Raw genomic sequence first — 13,002 nt, forward strand, 5'->3', positions numbered from 1 at the left:
AAAGCGCTGCCAGGCAGCGCTTTTTTTATGCTCAGCAAAAAAATTTTACTTGTTGTAGACTATTGCCTAGGCAACGATTAATTGCGATCATGAACGACGAAATACCCTCTTTACAATTCGATCCGACCCAAGTAGAAGATAGCGTTGGCTATCTATTAGCGAGGGCAAGAACGATGATATCAAGAGGCGTAGACGAATCTCTACGCTCTCTCGACATTACACATTCTCAGGGAAGCGTGTTTTTGATGCTTTTTATGGGTAAATGCAATACCGCTGCCGAGTTATCTCGTGATTTATTCATCGACTCTGCAGCGATGAAGCGAACGCTGGATAAGTTAGAGTCAAAAGGGTTAATTAAACGGGTTGCAGACCCCGATGACAAGCGTTTGTTTAAGCTTGAATTAACGGCCGAGGGAAATACTTTGGCGCAGAAGCTTCCACCAATTTATAAGGAAGTGCTCGACCTTGGATTTACTGGTTTTACCCAGGAAGAAATTGGTTTTCTTAAGTGTTTATTAAGAAAATTATTAGCAAATCGTCCGTTGTTAGAAACTCGTTAACATCATTGCCCCAACAATTAATTTAAATTCAACATTCAACATCTGAATGTAACGCTATGAAGCCCATACATAAATACAAACTTAATCCAGGCGGCACGCTACGCCTTGCCGTCGCCAGCAGCATACTTTCGCTGCTTTCGGCTTGCGTTAGCTACTCGGGAATCGAAAGCCATTCCCAACTCAAAACCTTGTCCGGCAATACCAGCGTGGATATCTATGGTCAGCAGAATGGACAATGGCCTGATACGAGTTGGGCAAAAAATATCGGCGGTCAAGAGTTGCAAGATCTGATTGACCAAGCACTAGTAAATAGCCCTACCCTACAAGTTGCAGCAGCGCGTATCAATGCTGCCAGAGCTGCAAGTGACTATGTTAGCGCCGATAGATTACCAAAGGTGAATGGCGTTTTTGAGAACACCTACCAACGATTTACTGAAAATGGTATTTACCCGCCGCCGCTAGCAGGTAACTATTATTCAGCAAACGAGCTTGCTCTACGGGCATCCTATGATGTTGATTTCTGGGGCAAGAACGAAGCAGAAATGCGTAGCGTGCTTTCTCAAGAACAAGTGGCAACCGCAGAACAACAATCTGCCAGATTAATGCTGAGCAGTTCTGTAGCACGCACATGGTTGCAACTCGCACGCCAATATGCGCAACTTGATTTGAGTAAACGCCAACTGGAAATCCGCGAAAACTTCGACAAACTCATTGCACAACGGGTCCAAGCAGGACTCGACACGAAATCAGATATTCAACAAGGACTGGTTCAGGCTTCAGCACTCAAAAATGAGATCTCATCATGGGAATCTGCGATTGCCTTATCCCGAAACCAGTTAGCAGCACTGTTAGGCCAGGAACCTGTACGTGGTTTGCAAATTTCACGACCACAATATGAAATTAAACAAGGTTCCGGATTGCCAGGTAAGCTGCCTTTGGAACTATTGAGTCGCCGCCCTGATATCGTCGCTGCGCGCTGGCGCGTGGAAGCCAGTCAAGGTGAAATTGATGCCGCTAAGATGCAATTTTATCCAAATATTAACATTATCGGCTTTGCTGGCTTGTCAGATATCGGTTCTGGTGCTGGCCTGGACCGTTTATTCAAGAGTGGTAGTTTAGCTATTGGTGTTGGCCCTTCAATTCATTTGCCGGTTTTTGAAGGTGGACGTTTGCGCGCGCAATTAAAGAACAAGGTCGCAGGATACGATATCGCTGTTGCAAGCTACAACCAAAGTCTGACCGATGCATTGCACGATGTTGCCGACCAAATTCAGACCATAAAGACCAGTGAAATCCAATTAAACGAACAAGCTAAAGCTGAACAAGCAACCAAGATTAGCTTGCAGCTTGCCCAACAACGTCAAAAAGCTGGAACAGCAAACATGTTGCCCGTCCTCACGGCAGAGAGCGCCTTACTGACGCAGCAAAAGCAATCATTGGACATCACCTTCCGTCAGGCTGAAAGTCAGATCAATCTGATTAAAGCGCTCGGTGGTGGCTATAACAGCAAAGCCGACTCAAGCAATTCCACAACATCTTCAGCAACCCAAGTATCTAACAAAGCGGAGGCAGCGTAATGAACGCTCCATCTCAAAACTCATCAAATACATCCCCTACTTCTCAATCAACCGTTGAAGTTGCTCCTGACTCTGGCAAACGTCGTGGTTTATTGATTATTGTAACAACCCTGCTAGTCCTTGCTATCGCCGCTTATGGCGTATGGTGGACATTGGTTGGTAGCCATTATGAGCATACTGAAGATGCATATGCTGCAGGCAATGTAGTTCAGGTCACGTCGCAAGTTGCAGGGACCGTCTTAGCCATCCATGCCGACGACACTGACTTGGTGCAAGCTGGCAAACCACTGGTAGAACTGGACAAGACCGATGCTAAAGTAGCACTTGATCAAGCGGAAGCACAACTCGCACAAACTGTACGTGAAGTCAAAGTTCTGTTTGCGAACAATGCAAGTTTACAAGCCAATATTGATGTGCGCAGCACCGATGTTGAACGCGCAAAATCCGATCTGGCACGTCGTCAGCAATTAGTCAGCACTGGTGCTATTTCTACTGAAGAATTAGAACATGCACGCAATAGCCTCAAGACGGCGGAAGCAGCATTGATCGCGGCGCGTGAGCAATTGGCATCGAACCATGCGTTAACTGAAAATACCAATGTAACTCAACACCCGAATGTTTTACGTGCTGCATCAAAGGTTCGTGAAACGATGCTGGCCTATAGCCGCGCTACTTTACCAGCCCCGGTGACTGGCTATGTTGCAAAGCGTGCAGTACAAGTGGGGCAGCGTATTGCAGCCGGCTCACCATTGCTGTCTATTGTTCCTTTGAATTCTTTGTGGGTCGATGCGAACTTTAAAGAAGTCCAACTCGCCCATATGCGCATTGGTCAAGACGTCGTTTTACATTCCGATATATACGGTAGCGATGTGGCGTTTCATGGCAAAGTTTTAGGCATGTCGGCCGGCACAGGTTCCGCTTTTGCTTTACTGCCAGCACAAAATGCCAGCGGCAATTGGATCAAGGTTGTTCAACGCGTTCCAGTCCGTATCTCATTGGATCCAAAAGAATTGGCAGAACATCCTTTGCGTATCGGCGTTTCTATGCAAGTCGAAGTCAATATCTCACAAGAGCAAGGTGCACCCATTGCGGCCAACCCGAACGTGAGTACAAAACCGGTCTATCAGACATCAGTGTTCGAACACGCTGCAAAAGATGCTGACGAGCGTATTACACAAATCATCAACGCGAATTTGGCGACGACAGCAACAAGTCAGACAAAATCAACCGTCACACCTAAGGCGAAGTAATGAGCTCGGCAACTAGCGCACCTCACGTGCCGCATCCGCCTTTGCAGGGTGCCAAACTGGCGATGGGGACTTTGGTCCTCTCTCTGGCAACGTTTATGAACGTGTTGGACTCTTCCATTGCGAATGTTTCTATTCCGGCGATTTCAGGCAATCTGGGCGTCTCACCACAACAAGGCACCTGGGTTATCACCTCGTTTGCGGTTGCCAATGCGATTTCTGTGCCTCTCACTGGATGGCTAACCACGCAATTTGGCCAGGTAAAACTGTTCATGACTTCGATCTTGCTCTTTGTGATTTCGTCGTGGTTATGTGGGATGGCTCCAAATATAGAGACGCTGATTGCAGCCCGAATTTTGCAAGGCGCAGTTGCAGGCCCCATGATTCCTTTATCTCAGGCGCTTTTATTAGGCAGTTATAAGCCGTCCAAAAGTTCTATGGCGCTCGCGCTGTGGGGCATGACAACGCTGGTTGCACCGATTATGGGGCCCCTGCTGGGCGGATGGATCTCGGATAATTATTCATGGCCATGGATCTTTTACATCAACGTTCCCGTCGGCTTGTTTACAGCGTATGCGACATGGTCACTATATAAAACCCGTGAATCACAAATCAAATCTTTGCCTATCGATAAAGTAGGTTTGTTCTTGCTGGTGGTTTGGGTCGGCGCCTTACAGATTATGTTAGATAAGGGTAAAGAGTTGGATTGGTTTAACTCTGGTGAAATTATTTTATTAACGGTAATCGCTGCGGTTGGTCTGATCTATTTCATTATTTGGGAGCGCGGACAACAACATCCTGTCGTTGATCTGACGCTCTTTGCTGGAAGAAATTTTTCTGCAGGTGTATTAGCAATTTCTATTGGCTACGGCTTGTTCTTCGGCAGTCTGGTGATTATGCCGCTTTGGTTGCAAACACAGCTGTCGTACACTGCTACAGAGGCTGGCAAGATCATGGCGCCGGTTGGAATTTTTGCGATTATTTTGTCACCGATTATTGGCAAAATTCTGCCAAAAGTTGATGCCAGAAGAGTCGCTTCCATCGCTTTTCTGTTATTCGCCTTAGTATTTTTCTTGCGTGCCAGGTTTACCACAGATGTCGATACAATGACCTTGCTGATTCCTACCCTGATTCAGGGCGCAGCGATGTCGATGTTCTTCATCCCGCTGACATCGATTATTTTATCAGGACTGAAGCCAGAAAAAATCCCTGCCGCGTCCGGCTTATCGAACTTTGTACGGATTATGTGCGGTGGCATGGGCGCCTCGATTATGACCACCCTATGGGATAGCCGCAGTACTTTGCACCACGCACAAATCGCTGAAAATACAGGCAGTAGTTTCCCGGTATTTGTACAAAGCGTACAGTCACTGGGGCAACATGGGATCCCTGAAACAGGCGCTTATGCAGTCATAGACCGGATCATTTCTATACAAGCCAGTACCATGGCAGCAACCGATCTTTTCTATCTTGCTGCATTTATGTTTTTAGGTCTGATTGGTTTTGTCTGGCTCACCAAGCCTAAAAAATCGTCGGCACCTATCGACGCAGGTGGTGCACACTAAGCAGACAAGCATTAATACATGGGCCAACCGATGTTTAAGGTTGGCCTTTTTTTTCAACAGCGCCACGTACCTCAAAGCGTACCTGATCCAACAGTTCACCTTGGTGATTCAACAAACTCAAGGCATGTCTACCGGGCCATGGAAACCATTCGTAGTTCAGATCACTAATATTATTTGATCTCTTGGTGATGAGCGCAGGAACAACATGACCATCCAATACCAAGAACGTCTTAGCCTGCACCCCGACAGCATTCAGGCGCATTCTTTGGCGTGGAAATGGTATATCTGGATCAAGTGCAACGACCATACCTGCTTTAGGGTAAACGATCGTCGGTAAAATTTGATCAGACTGTGCGGAAAAAATTTCAGTCTGCTCAGTACCTCTGAGGAACAACTCTGTTCGTCCGGGTTCGGCACCATCACGATATTGAATTTTACTTGCGACCACATTTGGCGGTAAAGCATGTTTCGACAGTTTTTGCGAAAGGCGATCTCGGGTATCTAGATAGTGCATGATTTCTTGCCAGACAGGCGCCGCACCTGTCACTCCAGACACGTCCCACATCGGTGCTCCTGACGCATTGCCGACCCAGACACCTACCGTGTAACGGTCAGAAAAGCCTATGCACCAATTGTCGCGCATATCTTTGGATGTGCCTGTCTTTACCGCTGACCACATACGCGTTGATAGCGCATTTTCGAGGCCAAAAGTAACGGATCTCGCAGCCCGGTCACTCAGCATATCATTCACAATGTAGCTAGCTCCAGGATCCATCACTGACCAAGATTTTGGCAAAGCATCGTTTAAGCGGAATCTCGGAGGACTATATCGGCCAGCATTGGCGAGGCTACGATAAGCGTTGCTAAGATTGAGTAAACTCACATCGGCGCTACCAAGCGCCAAGCTGTAGCCATAGTAGCCACCTGTCTCACGCAACTGAAACCCGAGGTTTTGCAAGCGCTGAAAGAAAACATCATCACTCACACCAACTAAAATTCTCACAGCTGGGATATTGAGCGAAGATGCAAGTGCTGTTCTGGCACTGATCAGGCCTTTAAAATGTTTATCGTAATTCTGCGGCACATACAGTCCACCGGAAGTACTGATATTGACTGGCGTATCATCGAGCAAAGATGCCGCGGTAATCAATCTCTTTTCTAACGCCAATTCATACAAAAACGGCTTTAAAGTAGAGCCTGCCTGACGCAAAGCACTTACGCCATCGACCTGAGCTGCATCGGATAAATTTCCACTTGAGCCTACCCACGCAAGAATATCGCCACTGGCATTATCTAATGCAATAATTGCACCGTCTTCGACATTTCGATCGACCAGGGCAGACAATTGCCGGACCAGACTATCTTTGGCAAATGCCTGGAGTTTGCCATCAATGGTGGAAGTTACTGCGCGGTTTTCAGTATTTAACAGCTTGCGGGCAAAATGCGGCGCGAGATGAACTGTCGAGCCACCGGGATTACTCTCGCTCAAGGGCGTTGCTTTGGCGCTAAGGTGAGAAAAAGCCAATACCGTTTGCCCTTCCAGATTGGCGCAAAACTCGGGCCTCTGTTGGTCTTTTAAAATACGGCAAGCACGTTCGCTGACTTTCAACGCTGTTGCGTTAGGGGCGCGGATCAGAGCAACTGCAATAGCAGCCTCTACCTGATCCAGACCGCTTGGGTGTTTATTAAATATGACGCGGGAAAGTGCATGCACGCCGATCAATTCGCCACGAAAAGGCACCAAATTAAGATAGGCTTCTAAAATTTGATCTTTGCGCCAACCTTGTTCGAGTCGTTGCGCGATATAGGCCTGAGAAATTTTTTGACCCAGGCTACGTCCACCAGAGCGGCGCTTGAGATCATCTTCCAACAAACCAGCCAACTGCATGGTGATGGTGGATGCGCCGCGTGTTTTGGTATTCCAAAAATTGCCCCATGCTGCGGCTGAAACGGCACTCCAGTCGATACCAGAATGTTGAAAAAAGTGCTTATCTTCTGAAGCAATTAAGGCATTGCGTAATGCAGGCGAGATATCTTCCAGATTCACCCATGGCAATTTTCGCTCTTTCAAATCAACTCGAAGTTGATCGATAACGACACCATGACGATCAAATAAAATGGCATCCGAAGTAGCAAACTGTTGCTTTACCTCTTTAAAACTGGCAACCGCATAGGCCGGTCCAGTGATCAAAACTAAACCGACCATCACACCAAAAACGTAAATCGAAAATCTTCTCACTTGACGGTTATTTTCGCATTTGGTGCTTCGCCAAACATCTCTGGCGCATACATCGCTTCTACGCGCGTAGATGGCAAATGGAATTCACCAGGGTTGTTCAAGCGCATCGTATACGACATACTAAATTTACCTTTGGGAACAAATTGATAATAGCTGCGGAAAGCCTCGAAGCTTCTTTCTTCATAAGCGACCCAAGCCCCATCATTTTTGCGCTCAGAACTGGTTGCAATCAGCGAATCACGTCCTAAACCAGACCCCAACAAACTGGCGCCCGTCGGAATCGGATCAGTGACAACAACCCAGCTCATATCGGTTTGCGCATCGATATCGACATTGATTCGCAAGATGTCGCCGCGACTATAACTACCGGACACTTTTTGCTCTACTGGCGCAATCGTTTTGGAAATTCTATAACCGCTGGAAAACGCCTTTGTCAGAGGAACTGCCGCAAGACTCTGCAAACTAACCCAGGGTTTACCTTTGCCGTCGTGCGTGAGCTTTAAGGTCAATGGGTTAGTTGATTTATCTGACCATGGCAGCATCAAACTGGAACTACCAGGCGGCGTCCAGGTATAAGTCTGTTCGGCAATGGCACTACCAGTGGGTGTTTGTAACGCAGCTTTACTGATACCACTCACTTTTTCGGATTCGAATTTAGCGGCAAACTTTTCCAATGCAAGCATTCCCCAGACGTTAGCTGTCGTTGTCATCCAATGACCACGCACCTGCCGCTGAATAGAGCCATTCAAAATCTTTGGTAAATCGTCACGCCACTGAGGATTATCCAACATGACCAGCAATAAGCGGTTGGCGTCGACATCACCATTTCCCATTAGCCACCACCAATAGTCATCACGCTCCGTCGAAAATCCCATCCGTGTACCTTGGTAATTCAAGCGACTTCTTAAAATTTGATTCGCTTCCTTAAGAGCACTATCCCGTTGCGGTAGACCTTGTGTGCGAGTCAAGACAGAATACCAATCCAACACTGCATTGGTAGGCCACAAGTTAGGATTAATCTGGATTGAACCCAACATGCGAGGCTGCACCAAATGGTACCGGGATAACGCTTCAAGTGCGGCAAGCTTACGTACATCAAGATCTTTTCTCGGCGACCAAAAATCGCGGGTAATTTTTCCTTCGACGAATGCAGTAAGTCCCTGCAGCATTTTTTCACGAACCGTATCTGGAATGGCGTAACCCGCGTCTTGCGTTGCCGCCAATATATAGGCCGTCAATGTATCACTACCATAATTACCTCCACCGGAAGACGGTGGATAGTAATAGGCAAGGCCATCTGCATCGAGATAGGTAGGTAATTCAGTGACGATTGTTTTCCACATAGCTGGATCACGCAGACCAATCGCCCGCGATGCTTTTTGTTCCAGGCAAGAATACGGATATGATTCAAAATAACGACGGATGCCGTCACTGCCGTTAAGCAGGCTAGAAGCCAAAGAAACTTTAATGCCACCGCGACCCGGCAAACTTTCCGCAGGTTGATTGACAGCCAATGCATAAGTTTTATCCAATTGCAGCAGATTTGCTTGTTGCACGGTCACCGGAATGGCTGGGATTAATTTTTGACTCAGTTTGAGCCCGTCTTTAGCCCCCGTTCCATTCACGTTACCGGTCTCTTGTGCCTGTATTTCCCATTGCAATTGTTGACCTGGCAAATCACCATTGAGGTTAGGTACCTGGACAGCAATGTTTAACTCGCGTGATTCCCCGGCGGGGATGTGCACTTGTTGGTCAGACAGTTTATTGAGTGCACCGTTTGTTTTCAGTTGCACAGCAATATTCATGACACGCGTAGATGTATTGCGCAAAGTGAACATCGCCGTATAGCTATCTCCCTCTCTGACCAGCGGCGGCAAACCTGACACGATTTGTAAATCTTGCGCCGTTCTAATGCTGGTGCTGCCTGTGCCGAACAAGCTAGCGCCACTCTGCGCTACCGCAACGATTTTAAAACTGCTCAATGCATCATTGAGCGGCACCTCAATTTGAGCACGACCATTTGCGTCCAGCATCACGACTGGCTTCCACAACAACAAAGTATCGAGCAATTCACGTGTCGGCGACTTGCCACCGCCACCACCTGCTGCAACTGCCTTACGCCCATAGTGACGCTTACCGATCACTTGCATTTGCGCCGTGGCGGTATCAATGCCATATGAGCGTCTTTGTAACAATACTGGCAACACATTCCAGGTTTCATTTGGCTGGAGTTCTAACAGCGCTTCATCGACTGCGGCCACAGCAATCTCCGCACCAGCGGCCGGCTTACCGTCTGGTAAATTAACCTGGATATCGACCTTTGCCGTTCCGCGTATCGGGTAATTGGTTTTATCTGCACTGACTTTTACTGCTAATTGATTACCAATAGTACCGACAGAAATCTCTGCAATGCCCAATTTGTAAGCAGGCTTAGCCAAATCAACGGTAGCAGTTGGTGCCTGATATTCACGGAACTCAGTCCACCAATTGATAGGCTCGCGCCATCCCCAGGTAAAGAATGAATACCACGGCACTGCACGCATACGGCCCCGTACCGCTAACACGGAAACGAAGACATTCGGACCATAGGAACTCTTGATCGGGACTCTGACGGTCGGATCACGGCCATTCAATTCCATCACCATGGTATCAATTACACCCTCACGTTCGATAGAGACGAGTGCAGTTGCTGAGCGGAATGGCATGCGTACCTGGAAGCTGGCAGTCTCACCAGCTTGATATTGCTTCTTCTCGGGCAAGACATCCATACGGTCTTGATTCTCACCATCAAACCAAATCTCGCCGCGTCCGGTAGACCAGAAAGAAGATTTAGCCAGGGCGCTTTTACCACTGCGATCTGTGGCACGTGCCGTCAATTCGATATTGCCGGACACCTTTATATCTATTTCGCAAATCAGCAAACCACGCGCATCAGATTTACCGCTACAAACCTGCCCCAAATCTTGATTTAGTTCTTCGTTTTCATAGGCATAGAAACCGCCGACCAAGCGTTTTCTATGGGAATTGGTATTCTTTGCCACAGCACTCACAGACAAAGGAACATCTGCTAAGGGTTTACCATCAGTATCAAGACTGACTAGCGTAAAACTGGTTTTATCTTTTACCGAAACCCATCGCTCACTTTTAATACCAACCACGACTGCCGCTGGCCATAAGGGCGTGACATTACTTACAGTCTGAATTTCGCCATTTGGATCAGCAAAACTCATTTCGGTAACCAATTCTTTTGATCGTGTCACTGCAGGTAAATTGCTAATGATGGTCTTTCCAGCACCAGCTTTATCGAGAGTGACCGGAATTTTATTAGCAACGATTTTTTGATCATCATCGTCATTATCATTGATATAAAAACTAAACTGGTCGTAATTAGGAAAACTCAACTGACGATTTCTCATCATACTGGTGATTTGCACTGGCAAGCCCGATGCTCCACCACCATTGAGATAATTCAGTTGCACACTTACAGGTAGTTCTTTCGGCGTGATCTGCGCACCTTTAGGCGGTGTTATGCGGCCTTGCAACAGCGGCAAGCGGAACTCTTCAACCCGGAAACTACTGGTGTAATAAGTATGTTCGCCGTAGCGATCGTTCTCATTTACGTCGTTACCGTTCCCGTTATTGACATCGTTGGCATCGCTAGATGTTTTCTTCGCTTTGCCGCTATCTAGCACAATCTCATACCGTCCAAGCTTCGCCTGCTGTGGAATCGCGAACGTACTCTCCGCAGCAATTTGCCCGCGCCATGTGAGAGGATATTGAAACTCTTGGTTACTACCCTGATGAATGATGCGCAAACGTGTAGGTAATTGATTTGGTTTTACCATCGCCAAACCGTGCATGGTTTCAAGACGTATCAAGTGCTTCATTGATACCGTCTCACCCGCTCTGAATAAACTACGATCTAACACTGTATGAGCACGTATCGTCGCCTGCTGGTTGTAATCCATGGGGAGGTTGAAACGATACGACTCAATGCCTGCATTCCAGGAAGAAAGAGCAAACGCCATATCGGCTCTTCCCTTTTCGTCGGTTTTACGTGCGCTGACAAAATAACCATTGATTTTAGTCCGGCCATTACTTTCATAACCGTAACCAGTGCAAACTCCTTTGAGATCGCCGGGCAGATTTGCAATTCCAATCGCGTTTGTTTTGCCACTCCAAACTGGTTTCCCCATGCAGTCTGAGACATGGATTTCAGCATCAGCAACCGGCTTAGCGTTATCGAGTCTGGTCACCCACACGGCGCCGTTCTCGCGTCCCAATTTAATATGAACCGCTAGATTGGTGACCAACGCACTGGTGCGCACATACATAGGAACAGGCTTCCCTAACAAGGATGCACCAAGTTTTTGCGATTCCAACTCTAATACGTAAAACCCTGGCGCCTTAAATGGGATACCAATCACTTCAAACGGTCTGACCAAAGGATCGCTACTCGGGGGCAAATTGACCTTTTGCGCATTTGGCTCATGCTCCAGCAAACCAATGCTTCTTGTTTCAATAGCTTTACCACCCTCTTCTACTGTGGTCTCGTGATAGAGATTTAGCTTACTCAGCCACTCTATGATAGCACCGTCCTCTGAGACTCTTAAATTCGCTAACTGGGCGGGAACACGTTTCCCGTCCGCACTACGAATTAACATGGAATTTTCGACATTCCTTAAGGTCACTGGCAAAGTAGCATCTGCGTTCAGTTCGACTATCCCAAACGGTGCTGCCGGAAATTTAGCTAGTGGCGGATAAGCTGCCGTGACGAATTTCAGAGGAAATTGGGCTGCATTTGACAGCGTCCTCCCGCTTTCATCTGCGATCCCAGAAGGCAAACTAATGGTCAGTTCTGTTTTCTCGGCGAACGGTGGCTTGAAGCTGATATCGCTGATCCACTCAGCCTTTTCATCGTGCCCCAATTCAGGTTTGACATTGCCGTTATTACTTTTGAGGACGATTTTTTCCGCTTGTTTGCGACTAATTGGCGCCGTAAAAAAAAGGCGGACAGGTAAAATCGGGGTGCAGGCTGCATTGGCGTTTTCGCGCTCACAGCTCATCCTGGCGGTAAAGACGTCACGCGTCTTGAAGCTAAAACTCTGCACATGTAGATTAGGCACACCATTAAGCGTAGTGACGCCTTTATCAAAGACGATCTTAACAGCAGCTTTAGGAGGGAATTTTTGCTGACATTGCAAAGTACTTACCTTGCTCTGATCAAAATTTTGAGCAAAATGCCTTATCAGCGCGTTACGCGCTTCACCATTAATTAAATGCACTGGCACCCGTTCATGGATGCCTTCAATTTCGCAGTAAACATGCTGAACCAGAGTGGCTTGATTGACTGCTGCATTCTGGAAAAACATAAACGCCTGATCTTCTTCAATTTCTCCGGGTGAATACGGCATCACCTGGGTGACACTGGGCCCGCCAGTATTGAATTGGAAACTGGATTTTCCAGTTAGCGCTGCACCGGAGAGAGTTGTATAATCTGGTTTCAGACTAAAACTACATTGCTCGCCCGGGGCTAAATCCTGAGTGAAATCATACACCCAGGTTTTTTCATCCGCCCACCGTCCGCTACCGGTAGCCGAACACTTAATATCAAATGGCGCGGCGGCTTTGGGATCACCAAAAACCACCGAGGCTTCTGAAAACCTCGCTTTGACTTGTCTGACCTGTGCAATTTCGCCTTGAGGAGAAAATTGCACAACGTTGGCTGCCTTAGCTTCATTAGACGTATATGAAGTACTGATTGCAACGATAAAACCAAACAACCTAAGCATAGTTTTCAAAGCAGACTTCATT

Annotated in this window: 6 protein-coding genes; 4 read left to right on the forward strand and 2 right to left on the reverse strand. The window is 47.3% G+C overall.

The features are described from left to right. The first annotated feature begins 89 nt into the window (after positions 1 to 89). From ACO0KY_RS06635 to ACO0KY_RS06650, 4 genes are read left to right on the forward strand one after another with little or no spacing between them, the layout of a single operon-like run. Entirely contained in the window at positions 90 to 560 is a 471-nt protein-coding gene (locus ACO0KY_RS06635; protein WP_186912188.1) for a MarR family winged helix-turn-helix transcriptional regulator, read from the forward strand. A 56-nt stretch (positions 561 to 616) separates the two neighbouring features. Further along, complete coding sequence (locus tag ACO0KY_RS06640; protein ID WP_423044953.1) at positions 617 to 2,137, forward strand: efflux transporter outer membrane subunit; 1,521 nt, start codon at positions 617 to 619, stop codon at positions 2,135 to 2,137. Beyond that, complete coding sequence (locus ACO0KY_RS06645) at positions 2,137 to 3,387, forward strand: HlyD family efflux transporter periplasmic adaptor subunit (RefSeq protein ID WP_423044954.1); 1,251 nt, start codon at positions 2,137 to 2,139, stop codon at positions 3,385 to 3,387. The genes ACO0KY_RS06640 and ACO0KY_RS06645 overlap by 1 nt, the downstream gene beginning before the upstream one ends. Beyond that, the gene (locus ACO0KY_RS06650; protein ID WP_423044955.1) at positions 3,387 to 4,949 is read left to right on the forward strand and encodes a DHA2 family efflux MFS transporter permease subunit; all 1,563 of its coding nucleotides are present in this window, start codon (positions 3,387 to 3,389) and stop codon (positions 4,947 to 4,949) included. Before ACO0KY_RS06645 ends, ACO0KY_RS06650 begins: the two co-directional genes overlap by 1 nt. A 34-nt stretch (positions 4,950 to 4,983) precedes the next feature. Here ACO0KY_RS06650 and pbpC read toward each other — a convergent pair whose 3' ends face one another. Then, positions 4,984 to 7,155, reverse strand: coding sequence for a penicillin-binding protein 1C (gene pbpC, locus ACO0KY_RS06655; RefSeq protein WP_423045087.1), 2,172 nt, complete (start codon positions 7,153 to 7,155; stop codon positions 4,984 to 4,986). Between the two features lie 29 nt (positions 7,156 to 7,184). Beyond that, entirely contained in the window at positions 7,185 to 13,001 is a 5,817-nt protein-coding gene (locus ACO0KY_RS06660; protein ID WP_423044956.1) for an alpha-2-macroglobulin family protein, read from the reverse strand. Position 13,002 lies beyond the last annotated feature (1 nt).

The sequence above is a fragment of the Undibacterium sp. Dicai25W genome (assembly GCF_049340505.1).
Lineage (GTDB): Bacteria > Pseudomonadota > Gammaproteobacteria > Burkholderiales > Burkholderiaceae_D > Undibacterium > Undibacterium jejuense.

Bases quoted from the DNA above. Each gene is read 5' to 3' on its own strand.
- ACO0KY_RS06635 (WP_186912188.1), top strand. From the start codon at position 90: ATGAACGACGAAATACCCTCTTTACAATTCGATCCGACCCAAGTAGAA.
- ACO0KY_RS06645 (WP_423044954.1), top strand. From the start codon at position 2,137: ATGAACGCTCCATCTCAAAACTCATCAAATACATCCCCTACTTCTCAA.
- pbpC (WP_423045087.1), bottom strand. From the start codon at position 7,155: ATGGTCGGTTTAGTTTTGATCACTGGACCGGCCTATGCGGTTGCCAGT.
- ACO0KY_RS06650 (WP_423044955.1), top strand. From the start codon at position 3,387: ATGAGCTCGGCAACTAGCGCACCTCACGTGCCGCATCCGCCTTTGCAG.
- ACO0KY_RS06640 (WP_423044953.1), top strand. From the start codon at position 617: ATGAAGCCCATACATAAATACAAACTTAATCCAGGCGGCACGCTACGC.
- ACO0KY_RS06660 (WP_423044956.1), bottom strand. From the start codon at position 13,001: ATGAAGTCTGCTTTGAAAACTATGCTTAGGTTGTTTGGTTTTATCGTT.